We start from the raw sequence: 17,388 nt of genomic DNA, 5'->3' as shown, positions 1-17,388 counted from the left end.
CTCGCCGGCGGCCAAAGCCGTCAGCTCCGGTCATATTTAGCCCATCGGTCTGGCCCCGTGCAGGCCATCCGCCATCATGCATAACGGATTTGCGCCCCATCCGGTCCAGTGCCGGCGAGCTCAGGCGCTGCGGGCCAGCACGCCGGGCAGATCGCCGCGCAGCCACCCGGCGATCCGGGGCCAGGCATGCGCATGGGTGCGCGCGCCCATGAACAGGCCGAGATGGTTGCTGGGCTCGGATGCCGCTGCAACGAAGGCAGGTGGCGTACCGACGAGCCCCGCGGTGGCCAGCGCTTGCGTCGCCGGCACGACATCGTCGTCGAGGCCGGCGAGCAGGAAGATCGGCGCCTTGACGTCCTTCAGATCGATCGGGCGGCCGAGCGCGACGAAACGGCCCTCGGCGATGCGGTTCTCCCGGAAGATCGCGTTGACGATCTCGAGATAATAAGTGCCCGGCAGGTTGAGCGTCTCGGCGTTCCAGCGGTCGAACCGCGCCAGCAGCTCGGCGCCCTGCTCGTCCGAGAGATCCCGCTGCAATGCCGTCCTGATATCGTCGTTGTCAGGCGTTTTGGACCAGAGGCGCAGCATCTCCTCGCCGCTGACATTGCCGCCACCGCGCGCGACCAGCTGATCATAGACCAGCTCGGGCGCGTTGCGGGCAAGCCGGGACAGCGAGGACTCGATTGACAGGTCCACGGGAGCACCGACCAGAACCAGCCGCCGCACCTTGGCTGGAAAGCGCGCGGCATAGAGCAGCGACAGCCATCCGCCCTGGCACAGCCCGACGAGATCGACCGGCGCGCCGATCTCGTCGATGGCGACGTTGAGATCGCCGAGATAGCTGTCGATCGAGAGATAGCGCATGTCCGGCGTCGCCGACCGCCAGTCGGTGAGATAGACCCGGTCGATGCCGCCATTCTGCAGCGACTGCACCACGCTGTGTCCCGGGGCGAAATCGGCGATCAGGGCCCGGTGCAGCGCATAGGGCGCGCAGACCAGCGCCGGCTGGCCCGACCGGGCTTGCGAGCAATCGCGCAAGCCCATCGTCGCGAGCTCCAGCGCAACGCGGCTCGGCGTCGTCCATGGCAGGCTGCTGTCACCCTGTTGCTCGGGTGCCCGCTCCAGCCACCAGAAGCAGGCATCCATGGCGAGCTGCGCTGCCGCAAACGGCCAGAGCCGTGGATCATCATGAGCCTGGACTGGCCCGCGTGGCGGTTTGGCGGTCTTGTCCACCATGGCTACCTCGACATCCTCACAGAAACGCCTCGAGGCTCACGACGGCAATGCCGAGGTCCCGAAAACTGCGATGGGTCGCCGCGACCGAGCCGTCCAGATCGATGCCGCGACAGGCATCCTCGATGACGGCCACCTCCAACCCTGCCTTGCGCGCATCTTCCGCCGAGAAGCGGACGCAGAAGTCCAGCGCCAGACCAGCGACAAAGACGGTCTTCAGCTCGCGTTCGCGCAAATAACCAAGCAATCCAGTCGGTGTCCGATGGTCGTTCTCGAACAATGCCGAGTAGGAATCGATGCCGCGGCGAAAGCCCTTGCGCACCACGAGGCTCGCTCGTGTCACGTGGAGATCGCGATGAAATTCCGCGCCGGCCGTGCCTTGCACGCAATGCGTCGGCCACAGCACCTGCCGGCCATAGTCGAGCTCGATGGTCTCGAACGGCTGCTTGCCGGCATGGTTTGGCGCGAACGAGACGTGGTCGCTCGGATGCCAGTCCTGGGTCAGCACCAGATTGGCGAATTTTTGGGCGATCCTGTTGATGGCGGGCACGACCTTCTCGCCCCCTGGTACCGCCAGCGCCCCGCCGGTGCAGAAGTCGTTCTGCACGTCGATCACCAGCAACACGTCGCGGTCGGAAATCTTCATCGCCGTCCCATTTCGATCTGCCGGGCGCGACGGCGCCGGGCGACCACCTCAGTGTCGGCCTTCCCGCGCGGCTTCGCAACCACTGGCACGCGCGGCAGCTGCGCGAATTGGTCACCGTAGCCGCCACGATGCAACGGTTTGACCTTGTCCGTGTTGACTAGGCGCACCCAAGGGCAGATTCTCGCACCGCCCGCGCCAGGCGGATCGGGTCGAAGCAGCGGAGGACAGGGCTGCCAGGGCCTGAAGGTCGTGGCGGCGATGAGGCCATGAATATCGGCAAGACCGGAAAAATTCTTCTCGCCGATATCGGCGGCACCAATGCGCGCTTCGCGCTGAGCCCGAGCGGTCAGACCGGACCGATCGACTATGTCAAGGTCGCCGACTTCCCGACCGTGCGCGAAGCCATCGCGGACGTTTTGGCGCGCCGGTCCAACGGCGAGCAGCCCCATCGCGCGGTGCTGGCTGTGGCCGGTCCCGTCACCAACAATCGCTGCGTCATGACCAACAGTCCCTGGGTCATCGACGGCAACGAGCTGCAGTCCGCGCTCGGCTTCGACAGCGTCCATGTGCTGAACGATTTCGAGGTCGTGGCCTGGTCCCTGCCTGCCTTGGAGCCTTCAGACCTGGTCCCACTCGGCGGCGGCGACGGCCTGGCCGGCGAGCCGTTGCTTGTCGTGGGGCCTGGAACCGGATTTGGTGTGTCCTGCCTGGTCGACCGGCATGGTTCGCGCCTGGCCGTCGTTACTGAGGCTGGACATGCGACCCTGCCGGCGGAGAACGAGCGCGAGGAGCGCGTGATCGCCTGCTTGCGCCGGCGCCTCGGCCATGTCTCGATCGAGCGCGGCGCCCTCTCGGGCTCCGGGCTGCAAAACTTGTATGAAGCGTTGGCTGAGATCGACGGCGTCCAGGTGCCGCATCGCGATGCCGCAGGGATCACCAAGGCCGCGCTGGAGAACAGCTGTCCCGTCAGCCGCGCGACGCTCGATATGTTTTGCGCCATCCTCGGCTCGGTCGCCGGCAATCTCGCGGTGACCTTCGGCGCCCGCGGCGGCGTCTATGTCGCCGGTGGAATCGTGCCGCGCTTCCGCGAGTTCCTCGCGGCCTCTGCGTTCCGGGCACGCTTCGAAGCCAAGGGACGGTTCCAGGATTACCTGCGCAACATCCCGACCAGGCTCGTGATCAAGCCAGATGCGAGCTTCCTCGGCCTGACGACGTTTGCCGAGCACAATTCCGGCTGAGTAGCGGTTTCAGGCGGCGAGTTCCCGTCATGCACAGCTGATTGCGGCGCACCTGCGGTTCCACGCAGGTTCTGCTTGCCTGCGTGTTCCCGATGAGAAACAATCTAGCCGTGTGTGGCGTAGTTGCGGGGGCGTGACATGCGTAAGCAGGATTCGGGTTTCGACTATCACCGCTATCATCGCCTGTTGCGCGAAGCGGACAGCGAAGACAAGCGGCTGGCGCTCATCGAGCTCCTGATCGAGGAAAAGGCCCGCGACCAGCTGGCGGCCCAGCGCGCTTCGGACCGCGCGGCCATGACGGCGCATACCATTGCCAGGGTGCTGAGGAACGGCCGCAGCCCTGGCGGTTGAGTTCTTCCCGCCAGGCGGCAAAAGCGCGATCGGTCAGCTCGGGATGGTGGCTGACGGCTCGGGAAACATCGAATCGATCATCGCCTTGAGCTGATCCATCGCGATCGGCTTGCGCAGGATCGGCCTGCGCCGGAGCAAGGACGGCAGCAGCTCAGGACCGTAGCCTGTGGCGAAGAGAAACGGTTTTCCGCGACGTTCGATCAAATCGGCGACGGGGTCGACATAGACGCCCATCAGATTGATGTCGAGGATGGCCAGATCGTACTGCGCGGTCATGGCAAAGGCGCTGGCGTCGCGCACATTGTCTGCCTCCGCAACGACGTGGTGGCCGAGTTCCTCCACCATGTCGGCGATCATCATCCGGATCAACGCCTCGTCTTCGACCAGGAAAACGGAGAGTCCGTCCGCCATATCAACCCCGCAATCAGCCGTGCGAAGCTAAGCATAACCGAATTGCGCTGTAGATACACGAATTCGTGGCGGGCGCCGTTAATTCACACGCGCCCGAACCGATTCAACTTGATCAATCCAGTCCGCGCTCGTGGCTGAGGCGCACCATTGCCTGGATGAACACCTGCTTCTGCTTGTCGTCGAGGCTGGAAAAGAGCGGCTCGGCGGCATCGGCGACGTTGCGCTGATCGCCGGCGCGATCGATCAGGAACTGGGCCTCGTTGCGCATCTGCTCGATGATGTCGTCGGGCGGATCGCGCTTGGCGCGCGCAATCCGCAGGTTGAGCCGCTCTGCGCCATTATGCCCGAGGTAGTGCATCGCGCTCGAGAATCCGTACCAGTGCTTCTCCTGATCCGGCGTGAGATTCAGCTCGCTCTTGATCCGCTCGATGTAGGAATCGCTGTTGGCGACGATCTGCTCGGCAGTCAGCTGCGGCGCACCGGGCTGGGTCAGAACCGTGACTTCCTTGTTGTCTTTACCCTTGTTGTCCTGCGGCGCGTTCTTCGCCTCCTTGGTCGCCTTGGCGCTCTTGCCCTTGGCGCTCTTGGCATCCTTGTCCTTGGCCCCGCCCTGCTGCTTGGAATCTTTCGTCGCCTCCTTGCCGGCCTCCTTTGGCGGCGGCGCCTGATTGCCGGTGTTGGTGTTGCCGACACCGAGCACGCCGGTGAAAACGCCAACCACGCCACCGATGGCGCCACCGAGCACACCACCGACCGGACCTGCCGCCTTGTTGCCGGCCGCGGCGCCTTCCTGAACGCCCTTGACCAGACCTTGAGCATTCGCCACCGCGGCGGCCCCGAGCAACAGCGCGAGCACAGACGCCAGCGCAAGACATCGCCGCAGATGAAGCCGCGCGGGTGCCGCCGGTTTGATCATTCTCGTCTCCATCATCGATCGGACCTGTCAGCGGGGATCAGCCGCCAGGCGCAACTCTATCGTTTCCACCGCTCCGAGGTCCAGACGCGGCCGATTGCTGTCCACGCTCGAAAAGTCTTTCACGCGAAGCGCTTATCCAGGCTTATGCGAAACTGCGGCGTAAATGCGCACGCAGCGTTCAGACCGTTTGGCGCGCGAAGTGTGCGTCGCAAAAAAATACCGTGTCCCGCACCTGAGGCGCTTCGACTCGACACGCGTTGTGGCGTTTCCAGGCACACCATTAGTTTTAGACGCAGAGTCCTTCGGCTTTCTCGACAGACGCGATCAATCATGATCTGATCGCGCTACCAATTTGCTGCGACAGGCGTGAATTGCAAACGCAGGCCGACGGCACCAACAAGAAAATCGACCAACAACAACTCAAGAAACAAGAGTTCAAGAAAGAAGTCTCAGAGGAAACTCCAACAACAACACCCAAGCGAGGAAACGAGATGTCACGCAAGAAACTGACGCGACGTCAATTTGTGGCTGCCACTGCAATGTCCTCCGCGGCGCTGATCTCGGCGCCCTATGTCCGGGGCGCTTACGCCGCCGGCAAGCTCTCGATCGGCTTCTGGGACCATTGGGTGCCAGGCGCCAACAAGGCCTCGACCGAGCTCGTCAACGAATGGGCGGCGAAGGAAAAGGTCGAAGTCACGATCGACTACATCCCCAGCCAGGGCAACAAGAACCTGCTCACCATTGCTGCCGAAGCGCAGGCAAAGTCGGGCCATGATATTTTTGCCATGCCGACGTGGTGGGCCCACGCCAATGCCGACCAATTGGAGAACGTCAGCGACATCATGGGGCCGATCATCGCCGAGAATGGCGACGTGAACGGCACGGCCAAGTATCTGGGCACGGCCGGGAGCAAATGGCTTGGAGTTCCGGCCTCCGTCGGCAGCCAGATCAAGGGTCCCTGCTCCCGCATCGACCTGATGAAGAAGCATGCTGGCATCGACGTGCAGGCGATGTATCCGGTCGGTTCTGAACCAAAAGCTGATAACTGGACGCTGGAAACATTCCTGAAGGCTGCCGAAGCCTGTCACAAGGCTGGCGTCCCGTTCGGCATCGGCCTCGGCGAGACCACCGACAACGTCGATACAGCGGGCGCGATCTTCCTGTCGTTCGGCGCCCAGCTCGTTGACGCCAAGGGCAATCTCACCGTCAAGACCGATGCGGTTCGTCAGGCACTCGAATTCTACAAGAAGCTGATCAGCTTCCTGCCGCCCGACGCCGCAGCCTGGGATGACGCGTCCAACAATAAATGGCTGGTCTCCGGAAGGGGGGCGATGATCATGAACCCGCCGAGCGCCTGGGCCGTCGCCAGGCGCGACGCGCCGCAGGTTGCGGAGCAATGCTGGACTCACGGGTTCCCGGCTGGACCCAAGGGACGTTTTGCCCCCTACCTGCCGTACTTCTGGAGCATCTGGAATTTCTCGAAGAACAAGGACGCGGCGAAGAGCCTCCTGGTCCAACTCTCGAAGCCCGCGTCGATCGAAAAGATGGTGGTCGCAAGCGGCGGTTACGATCTACCGGCCTACGAGAAGCTGACGACGTTGAAGGTGTGGCAGGAGGAAGGGCCGCCGAAGGGTACGCTCTATCACTATCCCAACCCCTACAAGCATCAGACGCTGTCGATTGCAGCCTCTCCCGCGCCGCCGAAGATCGCACAGCAAATCTACGCGCAGGCCACGCTGACCAAGATGTGTTTGCGTTATCATCAAGGTGAAGCGATGGAGAAGACTCTCGCCTGGGCCGAAGGCGAGTGTGAAGGCTTCATGCGGAGCTGAGACGGACAGGGTGTCGCCGCAAGCGGCCGCAGGTCGTCTTGCGGCGAAGCCCCTTCCCGCCGCGGCACGAAGCGAGAACGGCTAGGCTCTCGCACGTGCCGACATCGAATTCTCTGAACTGAACCGCGCGAGGAATATGCATCATGGCGGATGTGGCATTGCGGCCGGACGGGATTGGCGCCACGCAACCGGCGCGAAAACGCTCCGGTTTGCAAAAGGCGCTCAAGCGCAGATCGACCGCGGCGTTCCTGATGACGCTACCGCTGATCATCCTCATCGCACTTCTGGTGATTTATCCCGCGTTCTATTCGCTTCACCTGGCGACCCTCAACAAGTCGATGCAGAAATTCGTCGGCCTCGGCAACTTCGAGTTCCTGTTCAGGCGCGACACATTCTGGTTGGTGGTCAAGCAATCCTGCATCTTTGCCATCACCGCCGTGGTCTTCAAGGCGCTGATCGGGTTCATCGTCGCACACTTCGTCCACAACATTCCGGCCAAGGGCCAGCGCAAATGGCGCGGCATGCTGCTGGTCCCATGGGTGATCCCGCCCGCCATGAGCACACTTGCATGGCTCTGGCTGTTCGATCCCTCCTACAGTGCGTTCAACTATACGCTGTCGTTCTTCGGGATAGGCCCGATCCCGTGGACCGGCGACGCAGCTTGGGCGCGCTTCTCCGTCATTCTGGTCAATGTCTGGTACGGCGCGCCGTTCTTCATGATCATGTATCTGGCGGCCCTCAAATCGGTGCCCGACCAGCTCTATGAAGCCGCAGCAATCGATGGCGCCAATTGGTGGCAGCGGATCTGGTACGTGACGCTGCCGATGATGCGCAACATCATCGCGATCACGACGCTGTTTTCGCTGATCGTCACCTTCGCCAATTTCGACATCGTGCGAATCCTGACCGCCGGCGGCCCGCTCGACCACACCCACATCTTCGCCACCTGGGCGTTCAGGATCGGCATCGAGGGAAGCGACATTCCGCTCGGTGCCAGCGTCTCCCTATTCATGGTGCCAATCCTGGCGATCGCAGCGATCTTCATCCTGCGGGACGTCAACAAGCGCGGGAATGAAGCCTGATGAGCTCAGTCACGATCGACAAGGCCGCGCCGACACGCTCGGTCAAATATGGTAGCATGAGCCGCGACCGCAAATGGGCGCTGAGATGGTCGTATTTCTTTCTGACGCTGTTTGCCATCTTCTCGCTGCTGCCGCCCATCTACATGCTGATCACCTCGCTCAAGAGCAGCGCCGAAATCTCGGCGGCGACCAATCCGTGGTGGGTCTTTCATCCGACTCTCGAGAACTATATCGGCCTGCTGACGTCGAACCAATTCCTGCGGTTCTTCTGGAATTCGGCGCTGGTCTCGATTTTCGTGGTCACCATCACGATGCTGATCAGCGTGCCCGCGGCGTTCGCTCTTGCTCGGATGCGGTTCTGGGGTTCGGCCACGCTGGCGACCGGCGTGTTCCTGACCTACCTCATTCCGGACAGCCTGTTGTTCATTCCACTGTTCAAGGTGTTCGCCCTGTTCGGCGACTGGACCGGCATCCAGCTCATCAACCGCTGGTACGTGCTGCTCTTCATCTATCCGACGCTGACGGTCCCGTTCTGCACCTGGATCATGATCGGCTATTTCGCCTCGATCCCAAAAGAACTCGACGAGGCCGCCATCATCGATGGAGCGTCCTGGTTCCAGACTCTGACCCGGATCTTCATTCCGGTCGCGCTGCCCGGGCTGATCGCCGCGACCATCTTCGCTTTCACCGTGTCCTGGGCGCAATTCCTCTATCCACTCGTGTTCACGACGTCCACGGACCAGCTCGTTCTGCCCGTCGGCATCATCACCACGCTGATCAAGGGCGACGTCTTCAATTGGGGACAGATCATGACCGGCGCGCTGCTCGGCGCGGCACCGCCGCTGATCATCTATGCCTTCCTGATGGACTACTACATTGCCGGCCTGACTGCCGGTGCGACAAAGGGTTGAAAGCGGAGGGTTGAACTGAAATGGCCGACGTTTCCTTGCGTAAGGTGGTGAAGCGTTACGACGATGTCGAAGCCGTGCGCGGCATCGACCTCGACATCGCCGACCACGAGTTCATCGTGCTGGTCGGCCCCTCCGGCTGCGGCAAGTCGACCACGCTGCGCATGATCGCAGGCCTCGAGGACATCAGCGATGGCGACATCATGATCGGCGGCGACATCGTCAACGACGTGCCGCCGAAGGACCGCGACATCGCCATGGTGTTCCAGAACTACGCGCTCTACCCGCACATGACGGTCGCGGAGAACATGTCGTTCGGGCTGCGGCTGAAGCACTATCCCAAGGCCGAGATCAAGGCGCGGGTGACCGAAGCCGCCCGCCTCCTCGACATCACCGACCTGATCGACCGCAAGCCGAAGCAGCTCTCCGGCGGCCAGCGCCAGCGCGTCGCCATGGGCCGCGCCATCGTGCGCAATCCCAAGGTCTTCCTGTTCGACGAGCCGCTGTCCAATCTCGACGCCAAGCTCCGCGTGCAGATGCGGATCGAGATCAAGAAGGTGCACCAGAAGGTGCGCACCACGACGGTCTACGTCACCCACGACCAGGTCGAGGCGATGACGCTGGCCGACCGCGTCGTTGTCATGAACAAGGGCAAGATCGAGCAGATCGGCACGCCGAACGAGCTCTACCACAAGCCAGCGACGCGCTTCGTTGCGGGCTTCATCGGCTCGCCCGCGATGAACTTCATCCCGTGCCGGCTCGAGGATGTCGGCGGCACGCTCCAGCTTCGCCTCACAGACCGCATCGCCTTCCCGCTGCCGCCGGCCCGCGCCGCGCGCTACAACGCGCTGCCGCGCACCGACAAGCTGCTGCTCGGCATCCGTCCCGAGCATCTTACCGAGTCGCACGCGCATCTGGCGCCCGGCGTCGAGACCTTCGACACCGTGCTCGACGTCACCGAACCGATGGGGATGGAGACGCTGGTCTATTTCGGGCTCGAGGGCACGCCGATCTGCGGCCGGGTCGATCCCAATGCCGGCGCCAAGGACGGGGCACCCATGCGCCTGGCGATGGACCTCAACAACATGCACCTGCTAAATGAGGAGACCGGCGTCGTGTTGTGACGCCGCCTCAAAAAGCGCAGGCAGGGGAGCGATGGCGACCAACAAGAAGAAGATTTTCGTTACGCAAACTTTGTCGCAAGGGGCACGTGCACTCCTCAACCAGCGGGACGATATCGAGCTCGTCGAGTTTCCGAACCTGATCTCGGCGAAGGATTTCGAGGCCTTGTTGAAGAGCCATGCGCCGGTCCATGGCGTGGCGCTGGGCGCCACCGCTTTCGGCGAGACCGAGCTCGAGGCCGCGCGTGACATGAAGGTGGTAACCCGCATCGGTGTCGGCTACGACGCCGTCGACGTGCCCGCCCTCTCCCGCCGCAAGGTGCCGCTGATGGTCGCCGGCAGCGCCAACTCGCCCTCGGTTGCGGAAGCGGCGCTGTTCATGATGCTGACGCTGGCCAAGCGCGCGCAGGAGCTGCATTCCTGCGTCAAGGAGGGCACCTGGGCCGACCGGCTCGGCATGCTGCCGTTCGATCTCTACGGCAAGACCGTGCTGATCGTCGGCTTCGGCCGCATCGGCAGCCGCACAGCGAAGCGCTGCCTGGCGTTCGAGATGAAGGTGCAGGTCTACGATCCCTACAAGGATGCCGCCAACATCAAGGCGGCCGGATGCGAGCCGGTCACCGACCTCGACGCCGCGCTGCCTCACGCCGACTTCGTCACCATCCACTGCCCGAAGACGCCGGAGACCGTCGGCCTGTTCGATGCCGACAGGATCGGCCGCATGAAGGATAGATCCTACCTCATCAATACCGCGCGCGGCGGCATCGTGAAGGAAGCGGCGCTCTATGACGCACTGACGTCCGGAAAGCTCGCCGGCGCCGGCATCGACGTGTTCGAGGTGGAGCCGCCGCCGGTCAGCAACGCGCTGTTCGCGCTGCCCAACGTCATCATGGCCCCGCATGTCGCCGGCGTCACGGTCGAGGCGGTGAGCCGCATGAGCGAGCAGACCGCGCGCAACATTTTGAGCGTGCTGGACGGGGATCCCATCAGGCAAAACGTCATCAACCAGGACGTGCTGGGCTGAGATCGCGAAGGTCGGCGGCTCCCCCGGCCTTCGGAAGGCCAGAAAGCGTCCCATTTTGGTGCAGATCGGGCCCCAACTCAGCCTTAATCAAACGCGCGTAATGGAGGCGGAAGCGCGGCGGCAGTGGGACAGACTGGCCGGCGTGCCGAGCTGGAGGATGGACCCTTGACCGAGATCGACCCGACCGACCAGACACTGGCCACCATCGCCAGCATCCTGGAGAACCCCGAGCCCGTCCTCGTCATTCGCAAGACCGAGACCGAGATCGTGGTTGCAGGCGAGCGCGAGCACATCGCGTCTGACGAGCCGCCGATCGTGGACGAGCATCCGGCGATCGACGAGCATCAATTGCTCGAAGAGCATCCCGTGGTCGAAGAGCAGCCGCTGGCGCCGGAGCACACCGATGCCGACGGCTACAGCAAGGTCGGTCCGGGACCCATGGTCGCGATCCGTCTGAAATGGACGGTCCACCGCGGCGATGACGGCCAGTACTATGTCCACGAGACCATCGGCGAGCAGTCCGCGCCCGTGGTCAGCGGTCCCATGACGAGCGAAGCCGCGGTGCGTTTCGTCGACACCCAGCAGGATGAGGCGAACAGGCGCTTCGAGCTGCTGCGCAGCGAGATCGCCGGCCGCAGCTCGCTCGCCGATTACGAGCGCAAGGGCGAAGCGTAGGCTCTCGCATTTGAACATCTAGTAGTCGTCGTCATGCCCGGGCTTGTCCCGGGCATCCACGTTTTTTGTGCTGCGAGCACATTCGTGGATACCCGGGACAGCCCGGCCATGACGCTGTGGAGACAAGCGTGCCCCACGGCCCACGCCTCATCTGCGATTAACCGTCGTTGGACAGAGTCGAGCCTGCCGGCCTGCGCTGGGCCGCGTCCTCCTGTCGCTTTGCCTCGCCAAACTTTGGACCGGCTCCGAGCCTATTGAACCCGGAACCGCCGGAAGACGACTCACAGCAACGACAGTGATCTAGATCACTTTTTGCAAGCGAGCCGGCGCGTAAGCGTCGGTGCGGGGACCACCTGTTCAGGAGACGGAAATGAGGAAGCTGTTGGCCACGGCCGCATTCCTTTTGGCGAGCACTGCCGCGCAGGCGCAGTACACGTTTGAATATGGCGGGCGCACCATCCGCATCGATCCGGACCGCGGCACGGTGCAGATCCCCGGCGTCTACGACAACACAGGCCAGAATAAGCCCAAGAAGGCCAAGAAGAACGAGACGGCGCCGCAGCAGGCCACGGTCGATCCGCAAGCGCCGGCTGCTCCGGCCCCACCCCCCGCTCCTGCTGCGCCCGCCCGCAGCCGTGCAGGCGCCCGCGGCCGCCGTCGCGCCGCCTCCTGCGCCAGCTCCGCCGACGGCCGCGACTGCGGCCAATACGCCGGCCCAAACGGCCGTTGCGCCGCCGCCTGCACCACCTCCGGCCCCTGCGCCGGTCGAGCAGCAAGCCGCGCCCGCCGTGGCCCCGCCGCCCGCCCCGGCCGTGGCTGCGGCTCCGCCAGCCCCGCCTCCGCCACCTGCGCCTGCTCCCGCTCGCGTTGAAGCGGCCGCAGTGCCGCCTGCACCTGCAACTGCGCCGACGCGCGATCTCAATTCGCCGGTCGGCGTCTGGCTCACCGAGGAGAAGGAAGGCAAGGTCCGCATCGAGCAATGCGGCACCAATCTCTGCGGCTATTCGGTCGACAGCAAGTCGAACCAGAACGGCGAGCAGGTGCTGATCAACATGAAGGCGGGCAAGGACCAGAAATGGTCGGGCCGCATCCTCGACCCCAACTCGGGCTCCACCTACGATTCCACCATCGCCATGAAGGGCACCGACCGGCTACGTGTGCAGGGCTGCGCCTTCGGCGGAATGTTTTGCGGCGGCCAGACCTGGACGCGGGTGAATTGAGATCCGCCTGATCGTTCTTACGCAGACAAGGGGCCCGCGATGCGGGTCCTTTGCTTTTGCGCCCTGGCGTGCCGGCGTGCGCAGGCTCACACAGCCTCCTGCGCACGTGACAGCCCTCACATCGCCGGTTCCGCGCACGTGTCACGGTCCCCCGCATGGTCAACCACAGGGGCGTGTCATGAACGTGTTTCGCAAGGCTCTATTCGCCACCGCCGTCGTCATTGCTGTCCCGCTCGCGCAAGCCGACGCTGCGACAAGCACGTTCGATGGCGCGTGGAACGTCCGCATTGCTTCATCAAGCCAGGCCTGCGGCAACGGCGCGACTGTCTCTATCGGCATCAATAATGGTCAGATCGCCTCGAGCAGCGCCGCAGTGACGGCGTCGGGGCGCGTCGCCGAGGCCGGCAAGGTCAACGTCACCCTGAGCACCGGCATCAAGCGTGCCGTCGGCTTCGGCCGGCTCAGCGGCGCGTCCGGCTCCGGCACTTGGCGCGGCGCCATGTGCACGGGCACGTGGACGGCGGAGAAGATTTAGGTGCCGTGTCCCGGACAAGCGGCAGCGCGAAGCGTTGCCGCGCAGAGCCGGGACCCAGTGCTCTCAGTGGGTCGAAGGTCTGGGTCCCGGATCGGCGACGCATCGCCTTGGGCGATGCGTCTTGTCCGGGACACGAGAGTCAGCCCACCGCCGCGCCATACTCCGCGTCAGTGACCGGCTCCAGCCAGGTCGAGTAGACGCCGTCGAGCGCTTCCTGCATGGCGATGTGGCACATGCCGTTGGTCGGCGATGCGCCGTGCCAGTGCACTTCACCCGGTGGAATCCAGACGGTGTCGCCGGGACGGATTTCCTGGACCGGGCCGCCCTTGGTCTGAACGCGGCCGACGCCCGAGATCACGTAAAGCGTCTGGCCGAGCGGATGATGATGCCAGTTGGTGCGCGCGCCGGGCTCGAATGCGACGCGCGAGACGTTCAGCCGTGCAGGCTCAGGGGCCATGTTGATGGGGTCCTGCCACACGGTGCCGGTGAAGTGTTCCTTCGGCGCGCGGCGGGTCGGCCGCGTGCCGGCGAGCGTGATATCCATGAGGGTCCTCGTTCCTTGTCCGTTACTTCTTGCTGGCGGCGTAGCGCGCCTTGGTTTCGGCGTTCATGGGATAGAGGCCCGGCAGCACCGCGCCGTTGTTCACCTCGTTGACGATCCAGGCTTCCATCCGCTCCTGCTCGACGCCCTCATTGAGGACGTGATCGAGCATCGCCTGCGGGATCAGCACGCAGCCGTCCTGGTCGGCGACCACGATGTCGTTCGGGAGGACGGCAACGCCGCCGCAGCCGATCGGCTCGCCCCAGCCGACGAAAGTGAGGCCTGCAACCGACGGCGGCGCGGCATAGCCGTCGCACCAAACCGGCAAATTGGTGCCGAGCACGCCCTCGACGTCACGCACCACGCCGTCGGTGACAAGCGCGGTGACGCCGCGCTTGACCATGCGCGCGCAAAGGATGTCGCCGAAGATGCCGGCATCGGTGATGCCCATGGCATCGACCACGGCGATGCAGCCCTCCGGCATCGCCTCGATCGCGGTGCGGGTCGAGATCGGCGACGACCAGGATTCCGGTGTCGCCAGATCCTCGCGCGCCGGCACGAAGCGCAGCGTGAAGGCCGGTCCCACCAGCCGCGGCAGGCCCGGCCGCAACGGACGCGCGCCGCGCATCCACACATTGCGCAGGCCCTTCTTCAGCAGGACCGTGGTGATGGTGGCGGTGGTGATGCCGGCGAGGGTCTTGCGGGCTTCGGGGGACAGCGACATGGACGAGAACGAGCTCCAAGGTGCGGGAAAGAACGCGCGCATCTTGCGAGCCGCGAGCTTTGCGTCAAGGGCCAAGAGGCTAGCAATTACGCAGGGCCGCAGCGCCGTTATGCGATGCGATAACAAGGCTTTATCGCTTCCCCTTGCATTAATTTATTGGACTTGCGGGCACATTTACGCGAAGCAGGGACAAGCGGAACTCAAGGTCGAGCCCGCGTTCCCGAGAAGCCCGATTCCGACAGCGCTCTGACAGCTCAATGGCCGCGACGCTTCCCCCGCCCCGCCTTCTGCCCAGTGGCGACAGTGCCGTCACGGTCGAGTTCAGCCGCACCATCGACGACGATGCCAACCAGCGCGTGCTGGCGCTCGACAAGGCGCTGCTAGCTGCGCCCATCGACGGCATCACCGAAACCGTGCCGACCTATCGCTCGCTGCTGGTCCATTACGATCCCGGCAAGATCGGCTTCGATGCGCTGGGCGAAAAGATCCTCCCGATCGCCACCCGGCCGCTGCCGCCGGTCACGAAAGCGCGCCGCTGGCGCGTTCCCGTCGCCTATGGCGGCGAGCACGGCATCGACCTCGAGGACGTCGCCAAGACGTTGGGCACCACGCCGGATGACATCGTCATCAGGCATTCGGGCGGCGATTACAAGGTCGCCATGATCGGCTTCACGCCGGGCTGGTCCTATCTCAGCGGCCTCGACAAATTCCTGCACATGTCGCGGCGGCAATCGCCGCGACTGTTGACGCCGGCCGGCACGATCTCGATCGGCGGCGTCCAGGCCGGCATCCAGTGCCTGGCCGCCCCAAGCGGCTGGCACCTGCTCGGCCGCACCCCGGTGCGAACCTATCAGCTCCACCGCAATCCGACCTTCCTCACCGAGCCCGGTGACCGCGTCACGTTCTACCCGATCGACCACAAGACATTCGAGGACATGGACCGCGCTGCGGAAGCCGGCGAGATCGTCGCTGAGCAGGTGGACGCATGAGCCGGCTCGTCGTTGCCAGCATCGGCCCTGCCAGCTCGGTCCAGGACGGCGGCCGCCACGGCGCGCAGCGCTACGGCTTGACCGTGAGCGGAGCGATGGACCGGCTGTCGCTTGCGGCGGCGAACACTCTGGTCGGCAACGAGCCGTTCGCGGCCGCCATCGAGATCGGCCCGTTCGGTGCCTCCTTCACCGCCCGCGACGGCGCCGTGCGCGTGGCGATATCGGGCGCGCCGCGCAATGCGGACATCGCCGGCAGCGCGGTCGCGATGGACACCTCGGTGACGCTCAAGGATGGCGAGACGCTGACGCTCGGCTTTGCCCGCGGCGGCGCCTTCACCTATCTCGCGATCGAAGGCGCCATCAAGGGCGAGGCCGTGTTCGGCAGCCTTGCCGTGAACGCCCGCGCCGGCCTCGGCAGCCCCTACCCGCGCCCGCTCCAGGCCGACGACGAATTCACGGTCGATGCCGCGAGCGGCGCACCGGAGCTGCGCATCGAGCTGCCGAAGCCGGCGAGCGGCCCGATCCGCGTGCTGCTAGGGCCTCAGGACGACGAATTCGACGACGCCAACAAGGCGCTGTTCTTGGATAGTGAGTGGAAGATCTCGGCGACCTCGGACCGCATGGGGTACCGGCTCGAAGGCCCTGCGATCAAGCATCTCCACGGCCACAACATCGTCTCCGACGGCACGGTCAACGGCAGCATCCAGGTGCCCGGTAACGGCGCGCCGATCGCGCTGATGATGGATCGCGGCACCTCCGGCGGCTATCCGAAGATCGCAACCGTGATCACGGCCGATATCGGCCGCCTCGCCCAGACCTCGGCAGGAACCGCGTTCCGCTTCAAGGCGGTCAGCATGGCCGAAGCGCAGGACGAGGCGCGCAAGTTCGCGCAAGCGATCCGCAGCCTGCCCGATCGCCTGCGCTCCTCCGACATCGTCGCGCTCAACATCGAGGCGCTCAGCGATGCTAACGTGGCGGGCTATGCGGTCAGCGCGGTCGATGCCGGGACGTGGCAGGTCACGGCGGAGCCAGAAGCGACAACAAGACCAGAGGCGGAGAGCAACCCATGAAAACAGTCGATCTGAATTGCGACCTCGGCGAAGGTTTTGGCGCGTGGGAGATGGGCAACGACGCCGCGATGATCGAGCTGGCAAGCTCGGTCAACGTCGCCTGCGGCTTCCATGCCGGCGACCCCGACATCATGCGCCGGACGGTGGAGCTTGCGAAGGCGCGCGGCGTCTCGGTCGGCGCGCATCCCGGTTATCGCGACCTGCACGGCTTCGGCCGGCATCCGATCGCAGGGCTCAAGGCCTCCGAGATCGAGAACCTCGTCGCCTACCAGATCGGCGCGTTGCAGGCGATCGCGACTGCGGCCGGCCACAAGGTCACCCATGTGAAGGCGCACGGCGCGCTCTCCAACGTCGCCTGCGAGGACGACATGACGGCGAAGGCGATCGCTGCCGGCATCAAGGCGGTGGATCCCAGCCTGATCTTCGTCGTGCTCGCCAATTCGAAGCTGGTGAAGGCCGGCGAAGAGGCCAACCTGCCGATGGTGCACGAGGTGTTCGCCGACCGGGCCTATGAGGATGACGGCAACCTCGTCTCGCGCAAGAAGCCCGGCGCGGTGCTGCACGATGCCAAGGCGATCGCCGAGCGCGTGGTGCGCATGGTGCAGGACGGCGCGGTGGTGTCCGTCACGGGCAAGGTCATCAAGATGCGTACGGATACGGTCTGCATCCATGGCGACACGCCCGGCGCGGTCGAGATCGCGCGCGGCGTGCGGCAGGCGTTGAAAGCTGCGGGGATCGATGTGGCGCCGTTCAAGCGCGGAGCGTGAGCAGGGTTCGGTGTCGTAGGGTGGATTAGCGAAGCGTAATCCACCTCTTCTGCTGCATCCATACAAGTGGTGGGTTACGCCTTCGGCTAACCCACCCTACGCAGA

Annotated in this window: 18 protein-coding genes and 1 pseudogene; 13 read left to right on the top strand and 6 right to left on the bottom strand. The window is 64.6% G+C overall.

Features of this window, described 5'->3' with window-relative positions; translation table 11 throughout:
- Positions 1–120: 120 nt before the first annotated feature.
- Together ABIA45_RS08575 and pncA are read right to left on the bottom strand one after the other, a co-directional pair.
- On the bottom strand, positions 121–1,236 hold the full coding sequence (locus tag ABIA45_RS08575) for an alpha/beta fold hydrolase (RefSeq protein WP_404651701.1): 1,116 nt from the start codon (positions 1,234–1,236) through the stop codon (positions 121–123).
- A 16-nt stretch (positions 1,237–1,252) separates the two neighbouring features.
- Positions 1,253–1,879 carry a bifunctional nicotinamidase/pyrazinamidase gene (gene pncA / locus ABIA45_RS08570; protein ID WP_036028076.1) on the bottom strand — a complete coding sequence of 209 codons (627 nt, stop codon included), beginning with the start codon at positions 1,877–1,879 and terminating at the stop codon, positions 1,253–1,255.
- 266 nt (positions 1,880–2,145) lie between these two features.
- Here pncA and glk point away from each other — a divergent pair, with 266 nt between their 5' ends.
- A complete protein-coding gene (gene glk, locus ABIA45_RS08565; RefSeq protein ID WP_271542269.1) occupies positions 2,146–3,117 on the top strand; it encodes a glucokinase in 972 nt (323 codons plus the stop codon).
- Between the two features lie 138 nt (positions 3,118–3,255).
- Positions 3,256–3,468, top strand: coding sequence for a hypothetical protein (locus ABIA45_RS08560; protein ID WP_036012396.1), 213 nt, complete (start codon positions 3,256–3,258; stop codon positions 3,466–3,468).
- Between the two features lie 33 nt (positions 3,469–3,501).
- Here ABIA45_RS08560 and ABIA45_RS08555 read toward each other — a convergent pair whose 3' ends face one another.
- Both ABIA45_RS08555 and ABIA45_RS08550 read right to left on the bottom strand, forming a co-directional pair.
- Complete coding sequence (locus ABIA45_RS08555) at positions 3,502–3,879, bottom strand: response regulator (protein ID WP_036012398.1); 378 nt, start codon at positions 3,877–3,879, stop codon at positions 3,502–3,504.
- Positions 3,880–3,991: 112 nt separating this feature from the next.
- Positions 3,992–4,795, bottom strand: coding sequence for a Spy/CpxP family protein refolding chaperone (locus tag ABIA45_RS08550; protein WP_271542272.1), 804 nt, complete (start codon positions 4,793–4,795; stop codon positions 3,992–3,994).
- 491 nt (positions 4,796–5,286) lie between these two features.
- Between ABIA45_RS08550 and ABIA45_RS08545 the strand changes: the two genes are divergently transcribed.
- The 8 genes and pseudogenes from ABIA45_RS08545 to ABIA45_RS08510 all read left to right on the top strand — a co-directional run bounded on the left by ABIA45_RS08545 (position 5,287) and on the right by ABIA45_RS08510 (position 13,192).
- On the top strand, positions 5,287–6,627 hold the full coding sequence (locus tag ABIA45_RS08545) for an ABC transporter substrate-binding protein (protein ID WP_271542274.1): 1,341 nt from the start codon (positions 5,287–5,289) through the stop codon (positions 6,625–6,627).
- Positions 6,628–6,770: 143 nt separating this feature from the next.
- A complete protein-coding gene (locus tag ABIA45_RS08540) occupies positions 6,771–7,709 on the top strand; it encodes a carbohydrate ABC transporter permease (RefSeq protein WP_271542276.1) in 939 nt (312 codons plus the stop codon).
- Positions 7,709–8,620 (top strand): carbohydrate ABC transporter permease, encoded by a 912-nt coding sequence (locus tag ABIA45_RS08535; RefSeq protein WP_271542278.1) that lies wholly within the window; start codon positions 7,709–7,711, stop codon positions 8,618–8,620. Before ABIA45_RS08540 ends, ABIA45_RS08535 begins: the two co-directional genes overlap by 1 nt.
- A 20-nt stretch (positions 8,621–8,640) precedes the next feature.
- Positions 8,641–9,741, top strand: a complete 1,101-nt coding sequence (locus ABIA45_RS08530) for an ABC transporter ATP-binding protein (RefSeq protein WP_404651697.1) — start codon at positions 8,641–8,643, stop codon at positions 9,739–9,741.
- 31 nt (positions 9,742–9,772) lie between these two features.
- A complete protein-coding gene (locus tag ABIA45_RS08525; RefSeq protein WP_404651696.1) occupies positions 9,773–10,762 on the top strand; it encodes a hydroxyacid dehydrogenase in 990 nt (329 codons plus the stop codon).
- Between the two features lie 165 nt (positions 10,763–10,927).
- Positions 10,928–11,437: a hypothetical protein gene (locus tag ABIA45_RS08520; RefSeq protein WP_198400025.1), complete on the top strand. Its 510-nt coding sequence runs from the start codon at positions 10,928–10,930 to the stop codon at positions 11,435–11,437.
- Between the two features lie 370 nt (positions 11,438–11,807).
- Positions 11,808–12,657: pseudogene (locus ABIA45_RS08515) on the top strand (DUF2147 domain-containing protein).
- 178 nt (positions 12,658–12,835) lie between these two features.
- Positions 12,836–13,192, top strand: a complete 357-nt coding sequence (locus ABIA45_RS08510; RefSeq protein WP_275503515.1) for a hypothetical protein — start codon at positions 12,836–12,838, stop codon at positions 13,190–13,192.
- Positions 13,193–13,331: 139 nt separating this feature from the next.
- Here the strand turns inward: ABIA45_RS08510 and ABIA45_RS08505 are convergent, their stop codons facing one another.
- A complete protein-coding gene (locus ABIA45_RS08505; RefSeq protein WP_157287590.1) occupies positions 13,332–13,736 on the bottom strand; it encodes a cupin domain-containing protein in 405 nt (134 codons plus the stop codon).
- A 22-nt stretch (positions 13,737–13,758) separates the two neighbouring features.
- Positions 13,759–14,457 (bottom strand): ribonuclease activity regulator RraA, encoded by a 699-nt coding sequence (locus tag ABIA45_RS08500; RefSeq protein WP_404651694.1) that lies wholly within the window; start codon positions 14,455–14,457, stop codon positions 13,759–13,761.
- 257 nt (positions 14,458–14,714) lie between these two features.
- Here ABIA45_RS08500 and pxpB point away from each other — a divergent pair, with 257 nt between their 5' ends.
- The 3 genes from pxpB to ABIA45_RS08485 are packed head-to-tail and all read left to right on the top strand — an operon-like array spanning position 14,715 to position 17,283.
- Positions 14,715–15,446: a 5-oxoprolinase subunit PxpB gene (gene pxpB, locus ABIA45_RS08495; RefSeq protein ID WP_157287589.1), complete on the top strand. Its 732-nt coding sequence runs from the start codon at positions 14,715–14,717 to the stop codon at positions 15,444–15,446.
- Positions 15,443–16,516, top strand: coding sequence for a biotin-dependent carboxyltransferase family protein (locus tag ABIA45_RS08490; protein WP_404651692.1), 1,074 nt, complete (start codon positions 15,443–15,445; stop codon positions 16,514–16,516). Before pxpB ends, ABIA45_RS08490 begins: the two co-directional genes overlap by 4 nt.
- The gene (locus tag ABIA45_RS08485) at positions 16,513–17,283 is read left to right on the top strand and encodes a LamB/YcsF family protein (protein WP_157287587.1); all 771 of its coding nucleotides are present in this window, start codon (positions 16,513–16,515) and stop codon (positions 17,281–17,283) included. The genes ABIA45_RS08490 and ABIA45_RS08485 overlap by 4 nt, the downstream gene beginning before the upstream one ends.
- The last annotated feature ends 105 nt before the right edge of the window (positions 17,284–17,388 follow it).

Source organism: Bradyrhizobium sp. USDA 336, assembly GCF_044908355.1.
In the GTDB taxonomy this organism is placed as follows: domain Bacteria; phylum Pseudomonadota; class Alphaproteobacteria; order Rhizobiales; family Xanthobacteraceae; genus Bradyrhizobium; species Bradyrhizobium yuanmingense.
This window is presented reverse-complemented; position numbering and strand designations above follow the sequence as displayed.